General features: G+C 74.7%; 11 protein-coding genes and 1 tRNA gene. 7 read left to right on the top strand and 5 right to left on the bottom strand.

Features of this window, described 5'->3' with window-relative positions; translation table 11 throughout:
• Positions 1-17: 17 nt before the first annotated feature.
• Positions 18-93: transfer RNA gene (locus ACIQE0_RS07010), tRNA-Arg, on the bottom strand.
• A 297-nt stretch (positions 94-390) separates the two neighbouring features.
• Here ACIQE0_RS07010 and ACIQE0_RS07005 point away from each other — a divergent pair.
• The 7 genes from ACIQE0_RS07005 (at position 391) to ACIQE0_RS06975 (ending at position 10,189) form a co-directional block, all read left to right on the top strand.
• Positions 391-2,154 (top strand): dynamin family protein, encoded by a 1,764-nt coding sequence (locus ACIQE0_RS07005; protein ID WP_366336494.1) that lies wholly within the window; start codon positions 391-393, stop codon positions 2,152-2,154.
• 38 nt (positions 2,155-2,192) lie between these two features.
• Positions 2,193-4,340, top strand: coding sequence for a GTPase (locus ACIQE0_RS07000; RefSeq protein WP_402329594.1), 2,148 nt, complete (start codon positions 2,193-2,195; stop codon positions 4,338-4,340).
• Positions 4,341-4,865: 525 nt separating this feature from the next.
• Positions 4,866-5,408: a single-stranded DNA-binding protein gene (locus ACIQE0_RS06995; protein WP_366338889.1), complete on the top strand. Its 543-nt coding sequence runs from the start codon at positions 4,866-4,868 to the stop codon at positions 5,406-5,408.
• A gap of 243 nt (positions 5,409-5,651) precedes the next feature.
• Positions 5,652-7,034, top strand: a complete 1,383-nt coding sequence (locus ACIQE0_RS06990; RefSeq protein WP_402329834.1) for a Cys-Gln thioester bond-forming surface protein — start codon at positions 5,652-5,654, stop codon at positions 7,032-7,034.
• A 283-nt stretch (positions 7,035-7,317) separates the two neighbouring features.
• Entirely contained in the window at positions 7,318-8,982 is a 1,665-nt protein-coding gene (ettA, locus tag ACIQE0_RS06985; protein ID WP_366338891.1) for an energy-dependent translational throttle protein EttA, read from the top strand.
• Between the two features lie 5 nt (positions 8,983-8,987).
• Entirely contained in the window at positions 8,988-9,422 is a 435-nt protein-coding gene (locus ACIQE0_RS06980; protein ID WP_366338893.1) for a thioesterase family protein, read from the top strand.
• The gene (locus ACIQE0_RS06975; protein WP_402329593.1) at positions 9,419-10,189 is read left to right on the top strand and encodes a hypothetical protein; all 771 of its coding nucleotides are present in this window, start codon (positions 9,419-9,421) and stop codon (positions 10,187-10,189) included. The genes ACIQE0_RS06980 and ACIQE0_RS06975 overlap by 4 nt, the downstream gene beginning before the upstream one ends.
• Positions 10,190-10,591: 402 nt before the next feature.
• Here ACIQE0_RS06975 and ACIQE0_RS06970 read toward each other — a convergent pair whose 3' ends face one another.
• The 4 genes from ACIQE0_RS06970 to ACIQE0_RS06955 are packed head-to-tail and all read right to left on the bottom strand — an operon-like array spanning position 10,592 to position 18,460.
• Positions 10,592-11,236, bottom strand: coding sequence for a LysE family translocator (locus ACIQE0_RS06970; protein WP_402329592.1), 645 nt, complete (start codon positions 11,234-11,236; stop codon positions 10,592-10,594).
• A gap of 7 nt (positions 11,237-11,243) precedes the next feature.
• Complete coding sequence (locus tag ACIQE0_RS06965; RefSeq protein WP_402329591.1) at positions 11,244-12,290, bottom strand: ABC transporter ATP-binding protein; 1,047 nt, start codon at positions 12,288-12,290, stop codon at positions 11,244-11,246.
• Between the two features lie 37 nt (positions 12,291-12,327).
• Positions 12,328-15,042, bottom strand: a complete 2,715-nt coding sequence (locus tag ACIQE0_RS06960) for an FtsX-like permease family protein (protein WP_402329590.1) — start codon at positions 15,040-15,042, stop codon at positions 12,328-12,330.
• 1 nt (position 15,043) lies between these two features.
• A complete protein-coding gene (locus ACIQE0_RS06955) occupies positions 15,044-18,460 on the bottom strand; it encodes an FtsX-like permease family protein (RefSeq protein WP_402329589.1) in 3,417 nt (1,138 codons plus the stop codon).
• Positions 18,461-18,462: the final 2 nt, after the last annotated feature.

Here is an 18,462-nt window from a genome sequence, read left to right as displayed (position 1 = left end):
CGAAGGAGGGCCTTGCGTGGCGCCCCCGGCAGGACTCGAACCTGCGGCCAAGTGCTTAGAAGGCACCTGCTCTATCCACTGAGCTACGGGGGCCGGTGGTGGGTGGATCACGGACCGCGGACCAGGATAGAGGTCCGGGTGCCTCGTCCCGGTTGCTTCACCTCCGTGGCACGTTGTGGAGGTTCCGTGAAGCGATCCCGATAATCGCAGGCAGGTACGAATCCTGCACGGCTTTTGCCGCCTTGCGCGGCGGGTGTTGTGCACTCGTTATGCCTGCGCCTCGGATGTCACGAAAATCCTATATGCCACCTTCTCGTTCTGCGTGATTCTTGCCGTGCACACAAGGGTTATACGCTTCAAAAAGCTGACGAAATTGGGCATTCTGCACATGTGGTGACCTTGGACGTAGGACCCCGGCTGATCGACGCACTCTCCGTTCTGCGCGACCGTGTCGACGCCGCACGATTTCCCCTGCCGCTCGGGGGTGCCGCTCACGCCCGGCGCAACCGGGCCGAGCTGCTCTCCCAACTCGACGACTATGTGATGCCCCGCCTGCGGGCCCCTAAGGCACCGCTCCTCGCGGTCGTCGGGGGTTCCACCGGGGCGGGCAAGTCCACCCTGGTCAATTCGCTGGTGGGGCGGCGGATCTCGGAGGCGGGGGTGCTGCGGCCCACGACCCGTACGCCGGTGCTGGTGTGCCACCCCGACGACCACCGCTGGTTCGCCGGGCAGCGGGTGCTGCCGGGGCTCACCCGGGTGTGGGTGCCGGAGCAGGACGGCGGCGAGGGGGGCGAGCGGGGCGACGGTGGGGAGAAGCGGAGCGGCGGGGGGCGTGGTCGGGCGGCGGGCGAGCCCGGGGCGCCGACCGTACGGATCGAGACAGATACCGCGCTGCCCAGCGGGCTGGCACTGCTGGACGCCCCGGACATCGACTCGCTGGTGGCCGGCAACCGCGAACTGGCCGCCGAGCTGATCTGCGCGGCCGACGTCTGGGTCCTGGTCACCACGGCGGCCCGGTACGCGGACGCGGTGCCCTGGCATCTGCTGCGCACCGCCAAGGAGTACGACGTCACGCTGGTCACCGTGCTGGACCGGGTGCCGCATCCGATCGCCGCCGAGATCTCCGCGCGGTACGCGGAACTGCTCCAGCGTTCCGGGCTCGGCCAGGTGCCCCGGTTCACCATCCCCGAGCTGCCCGAGTCCGCGGGCGGGGGGCGCGGGCTGCTGCCCGCGACGGCCGTCGCGGGGCTGCGGGAGTGGCTGGAGCGGCATGCCCAGGACCCCGTCGCCCGTAGTGCCGCGGCGGATCGCACCGCCTCCGGGGTGATCGCGTCGTTGCGCAGCCGGCTGCCCGCGCTGGCCGGGGCCGCCGCCGCGCAGCACGCCGCGGCGCTGCGCCTGGCCGGCCGGGTCGAGGAGGCGTACGAGGCGGCCGCCGAGCGGGTGCGGCGCGAGGTCGCGGCCGGCGAGGTCCTGGCCGGCGACGCCCGCGCCCACTGGTACGCACACGGGCTCGGCGGTCGCGCCGACGAGTTGCTGGACGCGCTGGCCCAGGGCCTCGCGGCCCTGCTGACCTGCGCCGTCGAGGAGGCCGACGAGCGGGCGGCGGGCGCCTGGCGGCACGAGCCCGCGGCGGCCGAGATGGCGCTGACCGCGGCGGACGGGGCCGCGGGTGCCGCCGGGCGGATCGGCGTGATCGTCCGGCGCTGGCGGCGCTGCCTGGAGGAACTCGCCGAGGAGGAGACCCGTGAGGCGCGCGGCGGCCAGGCCGGCGACCGGGGCGCCCCGGTCGACGCGGAGGGGCCGGCCGCGCTGCTCGCCACCGCGCTGCTGGGCGGGCGCCGGGCCCGTAGGGCGGGGGAGAACCTCGCTGACCTCCTGGGAGCGCAGAGCGCACTGCGACTGTGCGACCAGGGTGCGCGGCTGCTGACCATGTATCTGGAGCATGCCCTCGACGGTGAACGGGAGCGCCGGCTGGCCCCGTTGGACCGGCTGACGGTGTCGCCCGGCCAGCAGGCCGAACTGATCGCCGCGCTGTCGGTGGTGCAGCGGGAGCAGCGCCAGAGACGGTCCGTGGACCGGGCGGACCAGAGGGAGACGGAGCGCGGGCGCCCGATGGCGGACCGGTGCGAGCGCGAGGCGGTGACGGGGTGACGGCGTCCGAGGACGGGGAGCGGCGGGTGGAGAACGGTATGAACGAGGACCGGAAGGGACCGGCGTGGGGCGGCGCGACGGGGGATGACGGAACGTGGGAGGGCAGGGCATGGGGGGACAGGGCCTGGGACGACGGGGTGATCGCACGACGGGTGCGGGGTGAGGAATCGAGGAGCGGGGCCGAGGGTGCGGCCTCTGCCACCGGCCCGGATGTTCCGCTGATGTCCGGGGCGGAGGGTGTGCCCGCTGAGGTGAAGGGGGCGTACGGGAGAGGGACGACGTCCGCTGTGCGCGGGCCTCGCGGGGAGGGCGATGTTCAGGAGAAGAGTGTGAGGGGCGTTGCCGGGGAGGGGCGCGGGAACGGGGGGAGTACGGGCGAGGCCGGTGACTGTGGGGCCAGGTATGCGTGGGGGCCCACAGAGGTGCGGCGGGCCGTGGGGGAGGGGCTGCGGCCCCGGTTGGACGCGTTGCGGGAACTGATCGCGCTGTCCCGGAGCCGACTGGACAGGGCGGCGCTGGACGAGGCCGGGCGGGTGCTGGAGGCGGCGGACGAACGGCACCGGCTGTCCCGCGCGCACACCGTCGTCGCGCTCGCGGGAGCGACCGGAAGCGGGAAGTCCTCGCTGTTCAACGCCCTTGTGGGGGCGAACCGTTCGGAGACCGGCGCGCGCCGGCCGACGACCGGCGAGCCGGTGGCCTGCGTCTGGTCCGGCGGACGGCCGGGCGCGGAAGGGCTGCTGCGCCGACTCGGGGTGCCGGTGCACCGCCGGCACACCCCCGTGCAGGGCAGTCCCGAACTGGCCGGACTGGTCCTGCTCGACCTTCCCGACCACGATTCCTCCGCCGCCGGCCACCGCGAACAGGTCGACCGGCTGCTGGAGTTGGTGGACGCGGTGGTCTGGGTGGTGGACCCGGAGAAGTACGCGGACGCGGTGCTCCACGAGCGGTATCTGCGGCCGCTGGCGGGCTATGCCGAGGTGACGTTCGTGGTGCTCAACCAGGTGGACCGGCTGCCGGGCGACGCCGCCGACCAGGTGGTGGACGATCTGCGCCGGCTGCTGGACGAGGACGGGCTGGCGCTGGGCGAGCACGGGGAGCCGGGGGCGGCGGTCCTGGCGCTCTCCGCCGCGACCGGTGAGGGCGTGGCGGAACTACGGGAGGCACTGGCCCAGTTCGTCGCCGAACGGGGGGCGGCGGAGCGGCGGCTGACGGCGGACGTGGACACCGCGGCGGAGCGGCTGCGGCCGGCGTATGTCGCGGAGAGCCGGGTGGGGTTGACCGAACGGGCCCGGGAGGAGTTCGACGCCCGGCTCGCCGAGGCGGTGGGGGCGATGGCCACCGGGCGGGCGGCGGAACGGGACTGGCTGCGGCATGCGGAGCGGGCGTGCGGTTCGCCGTGGTCGCGCCTGTGGGCTCGGCGGAAGCGCCGGGGCGCGCCGCGGGTTGGCGCGGCCGCGGCGGGCGGAGGCGGTATCGGCACGAGGACGGGGCCGGGGACGGGGGCGAGTTCGTTCAGGATCGCTGGGCAGCGTGCCGGTGCCGTGCGCGCCGACGGTACGCCCGCCGGTCCCGCGCCGACAGAGGCAGCCGGGGCGGTTGGGGTGGCCAGGTCGGTTGGGGCGGTTGGCGCTGAGCGGGCAGGGGATGGGCGGGCGGCGGCGCGGTCGGTGGTGGAGCAGGCGGTGCGGGCCGTGGCGGTCGAGGCCGCGCGGGGGCTGCCGGCGCCCTGGGCGCAGGCGGTGCGGGAGGCGACGGTGCGGGGCGCCGAGGGGCTGCCGGACGCACTGGACACCGTGGCGGCCGAGGCCGAGGAGGTGCTGCGGCGCGGGCCGAACGGGAAGCCGCGGTGGTGGACGGTGGCGGCCGCGTTGCAGGGGTTGTTGTTCGTGTTGCAGGTGGTCGGGGTGGTGTGGGTGCTGGGTGCCGCGACGGGCGTGGTGGCTGCGTCGGAGTGGGTGACCGGACTGCTGCCCGCGGTCGTGGGCTCGGTGGGCGGGCCGGTGTTGACCTGGCTGTGCGGCGTGGCGGCTCGTGGCCCGGCCCGGCGGTACGGGCAGGAGACCGAGCGGCGGCTGCGGGCGGCGGCGGCCGGGTGCGGGCGGGCGCGGGTGTTGGAGCCGGTGGCCGCCGAACTGCTGCGGTACCGCGAGGTGCGGGAGCGGTACGCGGTGGCGTCGGGCGTATGAAGGGAGACGGCGGGGGCGGCGGTGCACGGAGCACCGCCGCCCCCGCCGGGGTGACGGGGTTTTCCACAGGCGGACGTTGTCCACAGCCCGCCGCGGCCGGCGTCGAATCCATGCAGCATGGATGCAGCGAAGCGCGGCGCGGAACCGCACAGTTCGGCTCAGTTCGGCTCAGCTCAATGCGGCTCCGTACGGCACCGCACAATCCGGTGCATTGCTGTACGGCGCGCCGCAGGGCAACGGCATTGCGCAGCACGGCCGGAGAGTGGAGCGGTTGAGGGGAGCGGGGGAAGGGCGAGATCCACGAAGAGGCGCGCCGTAGCGGCGCACGGACGAACGGACGAGGCGCACGGAGAGAAGGCAGAAGAGGACATGTACTGAAGAGGGCATGTGCTGAAGAGGGCATGTGCTGAAGAGGGCATGTGCTGAAGAGACGCAGCAAAGAGACGTACTCACGAAACCTGCGTAAGTGGCTTACTGGCAAGACCAGTTGAAATAGCGTCATAAAGAAGAAACCGGGGGGATTTCATGAACGACACGATGGTGACGCTGGTGGGGAACGCGGCCACGGCGGTGGAGCACCGGGAGACCGCGGCCGGGGTTCCGGTGGCGCGGTTCCGGATGGCGGCGACCTCGCGGCGGTGGGACAAGGCGCGGGAGTGCTGGACGGACGGGGAGACGAGTTTCTACACCGTGCGTTCCTGGCGCGCGCTCGCGGACAACGTCGCCGCGTCGGTGGCGGTCGGTGAACCACTCGTCGTCCAGGGGAGGTTGCGGCTGCGGGAAGGGGAGCAGCCGCCGGAGAAAGGGGGGCAGCGCTGGTTCGCGGCGGAGGTCGATGCCATCGCGATCGGGCACGATCTCTCGCGCGGGACGTCCGCATTCCGTCGGGTGGTGCGGGTGCGGAATGCGCCGAAGGAGGTTCAACGAGACGCGGATTCCCGGGTGTTGGGGAAAGTCGAATCGGGTGCCGCGGTGGTAATGGAGGCGCCGGCGGATCGTTCGGCGGCCAGATCGGCGGGGGCGGTGAACCCGTCCGGCAATTCGCCGCAGAAGGTATCTGTGCCCTGAAAACGCGTCGGTGATTTGTCGATAATGTCAGTCCGGAGTGTGCGTATTCGGTAACGATTGCGATTCGGATCGCTTGGAGGGCGCCCTTACTGGGGACCGTGCTGCGCCTGCTCCATAGGATCCGACGAGTACTCACGGGGGCTGACCAGGCTGACCAGTTCGGCCGTTGAGTTCTTGGGATCTTTTCGGTGGGGCGACCTCTCAAGCCGACCGCCTCGCCCCAGAGGGGAAATCATGCTTTCGATGAAGGGGCGGGGCGCAGCCCGCCTTGCCGCCGCGGTCGTGGCCTCGGGCCTGATCGCGGCGGGCACGATAGCCACCGCGGGGACCGCCGCGGCGGACGACCCGGCCATGTCGCACGGGGGTGCCACCGCGACGCTCGGCGGGCTGAAGACCTTCGACCAGGCAGTGGTGCACGGCGACGGGGGCGACCAGCGCATCGGCGCCGGCCTCTTCGAGATGTCGGTCGACAACGGCGGCACGCTCCAGACGTACTGCATCGACATCCACAACCCGACGCAGCAGCAGGCCCGGTACCAAGAGGTGCCGTGGAGCGCCTCGTCGCTGCACAACAACCAGGACGCGGGCAAGATCCGCTGGATCCTGCAGAACTCCTACCCGCAGGTGAACGACCTGGCGGCGCTCTCCACCAAGGCCGGCGCCGGGCAGCTGTCCGAGAAGACCGCCGCGGCGGGCACCCAGGTCGCGATCTGGCGCTTCTCCGACCACGTCAAGGTGGACGCCGTCGACCCGGCCGCCGAGAAGCTCGCCGACTACCTGGAGAAGAACGCGCAGACCGTCGCCGAGCCCAAGGCGTCGCTGACCCTGGACCCGCCCGCGGTCTCGGGCAAGTCCGGCGGCAGGATCGGTCCGGTCACCGTGCACACCAACGCCGACGGCGTCACCGTCTCCCCGGCCTCGGACGTACCGGCCGGCGTGAAGATCGTGGGCAAGGACGGCAAGCCGGTCACCAGCGCCGCCGACGGCACCCAGCTGTTCTTCGACGTGCCCAAGGGGACCGCGGACGGCCACACCTCGCTGACCGTGCAGGCCGCGACCAAGGTCCCGGTGGGCCGGGCCTTCACCGGCATCGGCGAGCACGCCAAGAGCCAGACCCAGATCCTGGCCGGCTCCAGCGAGTCCACGGTCTCCGCGGCCGCCGCGGTCTCCTGGAAGAAGCAGGGCGCGATACCGGCGATCACCGCGCAGAAGAACTGCTCCAAGGGCGGGGTGGACGTCACCGCGACCAACCAGGGTGACCAGGCGTTCGGCTTCGAGCTGTCCGGCAAGGACTACGAGGTCGCGCCGGGCGCGTCCAGGACCGTGACCGTTCCGGTCGGCGAGGACCAGCCGTACCAGATCACGATCACCGGTGCGGGCGGCTTCAAGAAGACGTTCTCCGGCGTCCTGGACTGCAAGACCGCGGGCCACGGCGGCCAGCCCTCCCCGCACCCCAGCCCGGCCACGGCCGGCGGCAGCACCACCGGCGGTCACGGCACCGACCTCGCCGAGACCGGTTCCAGCAGCGCCACCCCGGTGATCGCGGGTGTCGCGGTCGCCCTCGTCGTGGTCGGCGGTGCGGCGGTGTTCTTCCTGCGCAAGAAGAAGACCGGGCCCTCCGCGTAAGCGAGGCGGCAGCCGTCACGAACGCACGGCATCTCGTGACCATCGGTGAGCGGGCCGTCGGCGCACCGTGAGCCACAGGTCACCGAACGCACACCACGAAGACCCCGGAGCACAGTGTCCGCTCCGGGGTCTTCGCCGTCCGTCCCCCGGAACCCGTTTCCGTCCTGGGATGGACGTACGGCAAGATGGGGTGTATCTGCCCTCGCGCGGCCACGCCGCACCACGGCCCACGCGGCGGAGCCACCCAACCACCTGATAGATCCAAACTGCCGGACGGTTTCTCTTGGCTGAGTACATCTACACGATGCGCAAGGCGCGCAAGGCGCACGGCGACAAGGTCATCCTCGATGACGTGTCGCTGAGCTTCCTGCCGGGCGCGAAGATCGGTGTCGTGGGTCCCAACGGCGCCGGTAAGTCCACGGTGCTGAAGATCATGGCCGGTCTTGAGCAGCCGTCGAACGGTGACGCCTTCCTCTCGCCGGGCTACACGGTCGGCATGCTCCTTCAGGAGCCGCCGCTCGACGAGTCCAAGACGGTCCTGGAGAACGTCCAGGACGGCGCGCGCGAGACCATGGACAAGCTCAAGCGCTTCAACGAGGTCGCCGAGCTGATGGCGACCGACTACTCCGACGCGCTGATGGAGGAGATGGGCAAGCTCCAGGAGGACCTGGACCACGCGAACGCGTGGGACCTGGACACCCAGCTGGAGCAGGCCATGGACGCCCTGGGCTGCCCGCCCGGCGACTGGCCGGTCACCAACCTCTCCGGTGGTGAGCGCCGCCGCGTCGCGCTGTGCAAGCTGCTGCTGGAGGCGCCCGACCTGCTGCTCCTCGACGAGCCCACCAACCACCTCGACGCCGAGTCGGTGCAGTGGCTGGAGCAGCACCTGGCGAAGTACCCCGGCACCGTCGTCGCTGTCACCCACGACCGGTACTTCCTCGACAACGTCGCCGGGTGGATCTGCGAGGTCGACCGCGGCCGCCTCCACGGCTACGAGGGCAACTACTCCAAGTACCTGGAGACCAAGCAGGCCCGTCTGAAGGTCGAGGGCCAGAAGGACGCCAAGCGCGCCAAGCGCCTGAAGGAAGAGCTGGAGTGGGTCCGCTCCAACGCCAAGGGGCGGCAGGCCAAGTCCAAGGCCCGTCTGGCGCGTTACGAGGAGATGGCCGCCGAGGCCGACCGGATGCGGAAGCTGGACTTCGAGGAGATCCAGATCCCGCCGGGCCCGCGTCTGGGCAACGTCGTCGTCGAGGTCGACAACCTCAACAAGGCGTTCGGCGAGAAGGTCCTCATCGACGACCTCAGCTTCACCCTGCCGCGCAACGGCATCGTCGGCATCATCGGTCCGAACGGCGCCGGCAAGACCACGCTGTTCAAGATGATCCAGGGCCTGGAGACCCCGGACTCCGGCGACATCAAGGTCGGCGAGACCGTCAAGATCTCCTACGTCGACCAGAGCCGCGAGAACATCGACCCCAAGAAGACCCTGTGGGCCGTGGTCTCCGACGAGCTCGACTACATCAACGTCGGTCACGTCGAGATGCCCTCGCGCGCCTACGTCTCCGCGTTCGGCTTCAAGGGCCCGGACCAGCAGAAGCCGGCCGGGGTGCTCTCCGGTGGTGAGCGCAACCGCCTCAACCTGGCGCTCACCCTCAAGCAGGGCGGCAACCTCCTGCTCCTCGACGAGCCGACCAACGACCTCGACGTCGAGACGCTGTCCTCGCTGGAGAACGCGCTGCTGGAATTCCCCGGCTGCGCCGTGGTCGTCTCCCACGACCGCTGGTTCCTGGACCGCGTCGCCACGCACATCCTGGCGTACGAGGGCAACTCCAAGTGGTTCTGGTTCGAGGGCAACTACGAGTCGTACGAGAAGAACAAGATCGAGCGGCTCGGCGCCGACGCGGCCCGTCCGCACCGTGCGACCTACAAGAAGCTGACCCGAGGCTGACCGTCGTGCGACACCTCTACTCCTGCCCCCTGCGCTGGTCGGACATGGACGCGTTCGGCCATGTCAACAACGCGGTGTTCGTCCGCTACCTCGAAGAGGCGCGGATCGACTTCATGCGTCGGCTGGCGCCGGGGGGCGGCAGTACGTCGTTCCAGGGCGGTTCGGTCGTCGCCCGGCACGAGATCGACTACGTGCGGCAGTTGGTGTACCGGCCCGAGCCGGTGGCCGTCGAGCTGTGGGTGAAGAAGATCAGTGCCGCGTCGATGACGGTGGGGTACGAGGTCAAGGACGCGGACACGGTCTATCTGCGGGCGGCGACCGTGGTCGTGCCGTTCGACTTCGCCGCGGGGCGGCCGCGCCGCCTGACCGCGGAGGAGAAGGCCGTCCTCAAGGAGTACCTGGACGACGCCGCGCATCAGGAAGGGGCCGTCGCGGTATGACGGTGCTGCGGTTGGCGGACGCGGGGGAGGCGGCGGATCTCGCCGCCTTCCTCGCCCGGCTGATCCACTACGACCGCGGGGCCGCGGTGCGGCTCCAGGCCGGGGGCGGGGTACTGGCCGTCTTCGGCCGGCCGCCGTCCTTCGAGGTGCTGGCGATCCGGACGGCCCGGCTGGCGGGCGTGGACGAGGAGGCCGGGGGGCCGGCCGGGGCCGGTGGTTCCGGTGGCGCTGGTCGTTCCGGTGGTTCTCCCGCCGGACTCGCCCTGGACGTGACCGTCTCCGCCGGCGAACTCCTCGAAGGCATACAGGAGGCGGCGGGCAGCCTTGCCGTGCCCGCCGCGGTCACCGGCCCGCCGTGGGCCGGAGTGCTGCCGCCGCGGGGCGGCTGGAAGAGGGTGCCGGGGCTGCCGTCGCCGGAGGCGCTGACGCATGCGGTGTCCGCCGCGGTCGCCGAATTCCGCGCCCGGGACGAGGCGTTGCCGCCGCAGGCGCGCACCCGGAGCGAACGGGACCGGATCGGACGCGAGATCTGGTCGCGGACGCTCGGCGACACGGAGTTGCCGCTGCGGGTGGTGCACGCCGCGCAGTCGCTCGGGTTCCTGCGCGGGGCGCGGGCCGGGGCGACAGGCGCGCAGGCGCCGGGGCCGGCGTTGCTGGCCGCCGGCGGGTGGCTGCGGTTGAGCACGCCGTACGGGTCGGTTGCCGTGCGGACGGTGGGATCGGCCGGGCGGACCGGGCTGGCGGGGCTCACGGTCACGCCGGTCTGAGCGTCGCGCCGGTCCGACCGTTGCGTCGAGGTGAGCGCTGCGTCGAGGTGATCGCCGCGTCGGTCGGTCAGTTGGTCGGTCGAGCGATGCGCCGCCGCGCCGCTGTGGCGGTCGCGGTCTCCGGTCGTTGTGTCCGACTGGCTGCTGTGCCCGAGTGGCCGCTGTGCCCGGCTGACCGCCGTGTCCGACTGGCTGCTGTGCCCGGCTGACCGTCGTGTCCGACTGGCCGCTGGGCCCGGCCGACTGCTGTGTCCGGCCGGCCGCCGCTGCCGTATCCGGCCGACGACTGTCGCTGGCCGGCCATCGCGTTCGGCGGACGGACGCGCCCGCCGGGGGATGCGTCCCGCGCGACGTGCCCTGTGCAACGTGTCCCGCGTGAGACGTCCCCTGCGGCATGCATGCTCAGTCGCTGCGCCCCGTTGCCGCCACCGTCACGCCCAGGCCGATCATGGCGAGGCCGCCGGCCCCGCCGACCAGGGACAGCCGGCGGTCCGAGCGGGCGAGCCAGGAACGGGCCGCCGAGGCGCCCAGGCCCCACAGGGTGTCCGTGATCAGGCCGATGGTGATCGGGACCAGGCCCAGCACCATCATCTGGAGCGGCACAGAACCCGCCGCGTGGTCGACCCACTGCGGTAGCACCGCCGCGAAGAAGACGAGGCCCTTCGGGTTGGTGGCGCCCACGACGATGCCGTCCAGGACGGTGCGCAGGGCGCCGCGCCGCTCGTCGGCCGGGGCCGCCGTCTCCGCCAGGCGCATCGCGCCGCGGTGGCGGAACGCCTGCACGCCCAGGTAGACGAGATAGGCCGCGCCGGCCAGCTTGACGCCGGTGAACACCGCCGCCGAGGTCTGCACCAGTGCGCCGAGTCCCCAGGCCACGGCGGCCACCAGGACGTACGAGCCGAGCATGTTGCCGAGGACCGTCTCCAGCGCCGTACGGCGCCCGTGTGCGAGGGCCCTGCCGACGACGAACAGCACGCTCGGCCCCGGGATCGCGATCACCAGGAGCGACATCGCCGCGAACGCGAGAACGCTCTGTGTGGACACCATGCGTCCGTCACCTCCCGGGGTGCGCTGTCGGAGACTGCGGTGAAGGGTACTCCGGAGTGTCGGCGGCGTCGGCAGGGGCGGCGGGAGGGGCGTCGGGCCAGACGCCGATGTGGTCGGGCTCCCGTTGGAGGAGGACGCGGTCCCGCATGCCCAGGGGGGCGGTGTAGTCGGCGGGGAGTTGGAGGCGGCCGGCGCGGTCGAGGGTGGCGTACTCGCGGCTGACGACGGACTCCCGGCCGGTCGTGGCGTCGATCTCGGTGCGGCGGAGGACCTCCGAGGAGGTGCGGCCGTCGCGGATGGCGACCGTGCGGCGGACCTCGTCGGCCACCTTCTGGTCGTGGGTGACGATGACGATCGTGGTGCCCAGTTCCTCGTTGGCGGTGCGGAACGCGGCGAAGACCTGCTCGGCGGTGTGCGAGTCCAGTTCGCCGGTCGGTTCGTCGGCGAGCAGGACGGACGGGGTGTTGGCCAACGCGACGGCGATCGCAGTGCGTTGGGCCTCGCCGCCGGAGAGCTGGTGGGGGCGCCGGTCGCGGCAGTGGGCGAGGGAGAGGACGGACAGCAACTCCTCGGCCTTCTCGGTGCGTTCGGCGCGGCGGCGGCCGCCGCGCAGCTGCATCGGCAGGGTGATGTTCTGGAGGGCGGTGAGGTAGGGGAGCAGGTTGCGGGTGGTCTGCTGCCAGACGAAGCCGACGACGTCGCGGCGGTAGTCGAGGCGGGTGCGGGCGTCCATCGTCAGCAGGTCGCGGCCGGCGACCCGGGCCGCGCCGGCGGTCGGCACGTCCAGCCCGGCCAGGATGTTCATCAAGGTGGACTTGCCGCTTCCGGACGCGCCCACCAGGGCCAGCAACTCGCCCTCGGCCACCAGCAGATCGAGCCCCTGGAGGGCCTGGACCTCCACACCGTCGGTGGTGAAGACGTGGACCAGGCGGTCGCAGGCGATCAGGGCGTCGTGGCCGTATGCGGGGCGGGCGCCGCGGGCGGCGGCGCGGCGCTCCAGGTCGGTGAGGGAGGGCGGTGGCGAGGGCGGCGTGTGGTCCGGGGCGGGCGTCATGGGGCTGCTCCTGGGAGGCGTCCGCGTCCGTCGCCCCTCACGTCGGCTCCCCCGCCCGCAACGCGGTGGCCTCCGCGTGGCGTTGGGCCGTATGGGCCTGGAGGAGGGCCGTGGTGAGGGCGAGGAGCAGGAGGGCGGCGGAGGGGAGGAGAAGGGAGGGGAGGTCGGGTTGGAGGTGGACGGCGGTGGTGGGGGTGGGGTCGGAGGTGGTGGGGAGGGCGAGGGGGGTGAGGTCGGTGCCGGGGCCGAGGAGGGAGAGGGTGGCGGCGCCGGTGAGGGTGCCGCCGAGGGCGGCGAGCAGGGCCTGCGGCAGCGCTTCCAGGACGAGGAGGCGGCGGCCCTGGCCCGGTGGCAGGCCGATGGCGCGCAGCCCCGTGAGGAGGCGGGTGCGTTCCGGGGCGGTCTGGAGGAGGGAGAGGAGCAGGGCCAGCAGGGCGAAGCCGGCACCGGCGGCCACGGAGGCGAAGTAGAGCCGTTCCGCGCCCTGTTGGAGGGGGGAGTCGGCGAAGCGTGCACGGGTGGTGGAGCGCAGGGTGAGCTGGGTGGGGACGGTGGTGTGGGCGCGGAGGGCGGTGCGCAGGGCGGTGGGATCGAGGGCGCTACCGGCGAGGAGGACGACGGAGGGGCCGGTGGCCGGATCGGCGTAGGTGTCGGGGTGGAGCCGGGCCACGCTGCGGGCGTCGACCACGACGAAGTCGCCGCCCGGTTGGGCGGGGGTGTCGGCGCGCACCAGGGTGGGGCGGACGACGATCTGGCCGAACTCCGGTTGCAGCGCCATCGGGGCGTCCCCGAAGCGGGTGCGGAAGGAGGGGGAGACGAGCGCCGGGAGGGGCCGGTCGCCGCCGGGATCGGCCAGGGCGCCGGCGTCGAAGGCGCCCAGCCCGGTGGCGCGGGAGAGGCGGGCGTAGCCGTCGGCGTCGGCGATGACGAGGTAGAGCGGCGGGCCGTTGTCGTCGGCGGGTTGGGTGCTCAGCCGCAGGGGGACGGCGTCCTGGACGCCGGGGACGGCCGGGAGGGCGGCCAGCAGGGCCGGCGGGAGCGGTTTGTCGGCGGTGAGGCGGGCGTCCGCGCCGACCGCGGTCAGGGCCGCGCGGTCGCGGGCGGTGGCGACCCCGGCCAGCACCGAGCCGCCGAACGACGCGGTGGTCAGCGCCACGAGGAGGGCGAGCAGCGGCAGTCCGGCGGCCGGGGCGCGGCCGGCCCGGGCCAGGGCCAGGAAACCGGTCAGCGCCCGGGAGCGGGCCGCGGGCCGGGACGCCAGCCGCAGCGGGAGCGGGTACAGCCGCGTCAGCAGCAGCGCGGCGATCACCGCGACCAGGACGGGGGCCGCGCTGACCAGGGCGTCCACGCCGCCGGCGCCGGTGCCGCGGCGGCGGAGGGCCACCACCGCGGCCACCGCCAGGACCAGCACGGTCAGTTCGGCGACAGTGCGGCGCCGGGAGGGGCGGCCGGCCGCCAGGTCCGTGCGGACCCCGGGGCGCGTCCTGCGGTGCGCGGCGGCGGCCCGCAGCGGGAGGGCGAGGGTGCCCAGCAGGCCGACGCCGGCCGCGGCGAGCAGGGCGGGCAGCAGCCGTTCGCCCGGTACGAGGAGGAGGGCGAGGGCGCAGCCGGCGGCGGCCGCGGGCAGCGCCACCGTCGCGGTCTCGGCCGCCAGCCGGCCGACGAGTCCCGGCAGGGAGGCGCCCCGGGCCCGCAGCAGGGCCAGTTCGCGGTGGCGGCGGGCGGCGGCCAGCCCGCCGGTCATGAGGACGACGACGGCCGCGACGGTGCCGATCCCGCACGCGGCGACCGCGACGACCGGCGCGACCGCGTCCCGGGTCCGCGCGAAGCCGTCCAGCAGGCCGTCCACCGCGCTCTCCGCCAGCCCGTCGGCGCCCACCACCGCCCGCAACCGGACCAGGCCGGGCCCGTGTTGGAGGGAGCGCACCTGCGCGCGCAGGCGCGGGGCCTCCCCGTCGGTCAGCGCGCCGGAGTCCACCGGGTAGCGCCAGAACCGCTCCGGCTTCTCCTTGGCGGACAGCAGCGCCGGCCCGTCCTCGGGGGCGAGCAGCAGCCCGGCCCGCCAGCGTTTCAGCGGCGGGGAGCCCTCCGCCACCAGGGCGGCGGTCGCCATCAGGGGATCCACCGCCCAGTACGGGCCCTCGGGGGAGCGCGGGGCGAGCAGTCCGGAGATCCGCAGGGCCAGGCCGTCCAGGTGGAGCGTGCTGCCGGGGCGCAGCCGGAGGGCGCGGGCGGTGGCGACGGTGACCGCCGCCTCCCGGGTGGATGCGCCATGGGACGCGGGGTGCGGGAGCCGTCCCTGGACGACGGTGCCGTGCCGGGCCAGGCCGGAGACCGCGTAGAGGGAGAAGGCGGGGTCGGGGCCGTCGGGGCGCGGCAGCCAGGGGTCGGAGGCGGGCAGCGCGGCGGTGATGCGGACGCCGTGCGCGGCGTCGGCGGAGGAGATCCGCAGCGGCGAGGCGAACTGGTCCCGGATCCGCCGGTCCTGACGGTCCATCACGCGGGGGGTGAGGGCCTGCGCGGTGGCGTCGGCGCCGTCGGCGGTGATCTGCACCATCCGCTGGTCCGGTGCGGCGTCGGTCAGGGCGGCCCGGACGCCGCGGGTCTCGTAGGCGTCCACCCCGCGCGGGAAGGCCGCCGCGAGGAACGCGGTGACCAGCATCAGGGCGGCCAGCGCCAGGGCGGCCGGGGCGGTGGCGCGCAGCCGGAGCAGCGGGCCGCCGGAGCGCGTGGTTCCGATCCGGAGCGTCATCTCACCGCTCTCCCTGGGTGCGCAGGGCGTGCACCGGGTCGCCGCGGCGCAGCCCGAGGGCGACGACCAGCAGCGGGACCACCGCCACCGCGGCGACCAGCCCGGCGACCTGGCCGGGCGGCAGCTCCACCAGCACCGGCGGCACCGGCCGGCCGGCCTCCTGCGTCAGGACCACCAGCGGGACCACCGCCCGGGTCAGCACCGTGCCCAGGGCCGTGCCGACGGCCAGCGCCGGCACGATCAGCACGCCCTGTTCGACGGCGATCATCCGGGCCAGTTGCCGGCGGGGCGCGCCCAGGGCCCGCAGCACGGCGAACTCCCGGGCCCGTTCGCGGACCGCACCGGCCGCGCCGACCGCGAAGCCGGTCGCCGCCAGCGCCACCGCGACCGCCGCCGCGGCGGCCAGCGCGGTCTGCGGTCCGCGGCCCAGCGGGTCCTCGTGCAGCTCCGCGGCGATCTCGTCGCGGACCACCACCTGGCCGGGGTCGAGGTCGGCGCGGGCCCGCAGCGCGGCCACCGCCCGCGCGGTGGCGCCGGGGCGGGGGCGCAGCCACCATTCGGCGGCGTCCAGCGGGGTCGCGCCGACGTCGGACAGCGCCTCGTTGACGGCGCCGAAGTCGACCAGCAGCCCGCCGGAGCCGGCCGGTCCGTCCGCCGGCCCCGGCAGGGCGCGGACCGCCCGGACGATCCTGGCCTTCAGCGACCGCCCGTTGACCGTGACGTCGATGACCGCGCCGACCCGGGAGCCGCGGGCCCGGAGGAACGCGTCGGTGGCGACGGCGGCCAGCGGCGGGCGGGCCGGGTGCGCGGCGGTGATCCGCACCGTCGTCAGCGCGGCGCCCCACCGGTCCTGCCGGGCGCCGCTGTCGTAGGTCTGCGCCAGCAGCCCGCCGACGGGCACCTCGGTGCGGCCCGTCCTGGGACCGGCGGGGCCGCCGGCGGTGGAGCTCTGGTCGGCGATCCGGGCCGTCCAGGCCGGGCCCCGCGGGGCGGTGAGGCGGTGGGTGGCGCCGGAGCCGGTGACCGCGGTCGCGGCGGCCACGGTCAGCCGCTGGCGGTGCGCGACCGCGGGCTGGTCCAGGTCGAGGACGAAGCCGGTCAGCCGCAGCGGTGCGGCCGGGCGGCCCGCCGGGGCGCCGGCCGCGGCGGCCAGGTCCGCGGTGCCGGTGTGCGGCCGGCCGTCGGCCGGCAGCGAGGCGAGCGGGAGGGTGTACGGGCTGCCGTGGGCGTCGGTGACGAGCACCGAGACGGTGGCGGGGACGGGGCCGGTGTCGGGCCCGACCGGGCCGTCGGACGGGACGGCCCGGCGGGGCGCCGGCAGGGACCGGAGCGAGGCCAGGGTCATGGTCAGGGTCAACCGCGTGGTGTCCGGGGGGAGCGGGACGCCGGGCGGGGGGCCGGCCGGGGGCGCCGCGGCCCGCAGGACCGCGTCGGCGGCCCGGGCGCCCGCCGGACCGTCCGCGGCGCCGCCCGCCAGGTCGCCGCGGAGCAGCAGCGCCCCGACCGCACGGCGGGTGTCCAGGGCCAGCAGCGCGGAGGCATGGCCGTCCGGCAGGTCCAAGACGGCGTTCCCGACGGGCAGCGCGGCGGCCACCCCGGGGACGGCCGCATAGCCGCCGCCCTGCCCCAACTGCGGTGTGCGGCCGGCCAGTACGCGCACCGCGGCGCCCGCCCGGAGGTCTGCCTGGTCGTCCTGCGAGCGGTTCCACGAGGCGCGCTGGCCGATCGCCAGCATGCCCAGCGCGGTGGCCAGCACCAGCAGCAGCACCGGATCGGTGACGCGGTGGGCGGCGCCCCCGCGCGCCCGCCCCGGGGGACCGGCGGAACCGCGGCGGCTGATCTGCCAGCCGGCCAGTGCCACGACCAGTCCCCGGCCGCGGGCGGCGGCCCGTTCGGCCAGGCGGGCGGCCGGCGGCAGCAGCCGCAGCGTCAGCACCGCGCCGGCCAGCAGCGCCAGCGCCGGGGCGGACACCAGCACCGGGTCGATGCCCAACTGCCCGCCGCCGTCCACGCTCAGCACCCCGCCGCCGCCCTCCCCGGTCCGCCGCCACAACTGCCAGTACGCCACCCCGGCGACCACCAGAAGCCCCAGATCGGCGCCGGCCCGTACGGCACCGGGCAGCGTCCGGCCGCGGGCCGCCGAGCCGTCCGCCCCGGACCGCAGGACGGCCGGCGCGGCCACCGCCGCGGCGCAGCCCAGCGCCACCACCGCACCTGTCAGCCAGGTCCCGCCGGCCGGCGCGGAGGAGAGCGGCAGTCCGCTGCGGCCGGTCGCCGCGCCGCTCGCCGGCAGCCGCAGCAGCGGCCCGGCCAGCAGCGGCGCGGCGAGCGCGGCCGGCAGCGCCAGCAGCAGCGCCTCGGCCAGGGCCAGCCGGGCGAGCTGCGGCCGGGAGGCGCCGCGGGCCCGCAACAGGGCCTGCTCGCCGGTCCGTTCGGCGCTCAGCATCCGCGCCACCAGCAGCAGCGCGTACCCGGCCAGCAGCAGGAGCTGCAGCGCGACGATCAGCACGGTGGACCGGTTCACCAGCAGCGACCGCTGCAACTGCGCCAGCACCTCGGGGAGTTCGGTGGCGGCGGTGACCTGGCCGCCGAACGCCGGGTCGGCCATCAGCGCCCGGGCGGCCGGGCGCGCCGCGGTGGCGAGGGCGGGCAGCCGGTCCGCGGTCAGGGTGGGGAAGTCGGCGGTGGCCAGCCAGGCCACCGAGTCCTGCACCAGCACCCCGCCGGACCGGAACGCCCCGGGGGCGGTGAGCAGCGGCCCGTAGGTGGTGAAGCCGAGGGTGCGGACCCCGCGCCCGCCGAGTTCGTCCAGCTTCCAGTACGGGTCGGTGCGGTCCTTGGGGCGGTAGACGCCGGTGACCTCGACGGTCAGGTGGGCCGGGCCGGAGAGCCGGTTGTCGAGGGTGATCCGGCGGCCGGGGCGGAGGCCGAGGCGGGCGGCGGCGGCCGCCGGCAGCGCCACCGGGAGCCGGCCGTGCGCCGCCTCCCCGGGCCAGTGGCCGGCGGTGAGCGTGATCCGGCTGCGGTCCAGGGCCGCGAGGTGGGTGAGGTCGGGCTCCTGCCCGTCGGCCGGGCCCGTGGCGGCCCCGGTCGCGGACGGCGCCGGCAGGGTGCGCGGAAGGGCGTACGGACCGGAGCGGGTCAGTGTGCGCAGGGTGTGCGGCAGCCCGTCGAAGGCCCGCCGGGCGCCGCGCTCCACCGCCTGGTCCGCCAACTGCCGCCGGGACGGCGGGAGTTGGGCCTTCACCTGGAGGGTGGTGGACCGGGTGCGCAGGGCCTGCCGCAGGCCGGCGTCGCCGACCGCGTCGGAGAAGGCGGAGAGGGTGGCCAGCACGGTGGCGGTCAGCAGCACCGAGAGCAGGGCGGCGGCCAGCAGCGCACGGTGCGCGCGCACCCGCAGCACGATGAAGCCGGACACGC

Source organism: Streptomyces sp. NPDC093097 (genome assembly GCF_044754325.1).
GTDB lineage: Bacteria > Actinomycetota > Actinomycetes > Streptomycetales > Streptomycetaceae > Streptomyces.
The sequence above is the reverse complement of the archived record's forward strand: the minus strand, read 5'-3'. Positions and strand labels throughout refer to the sequence as shown.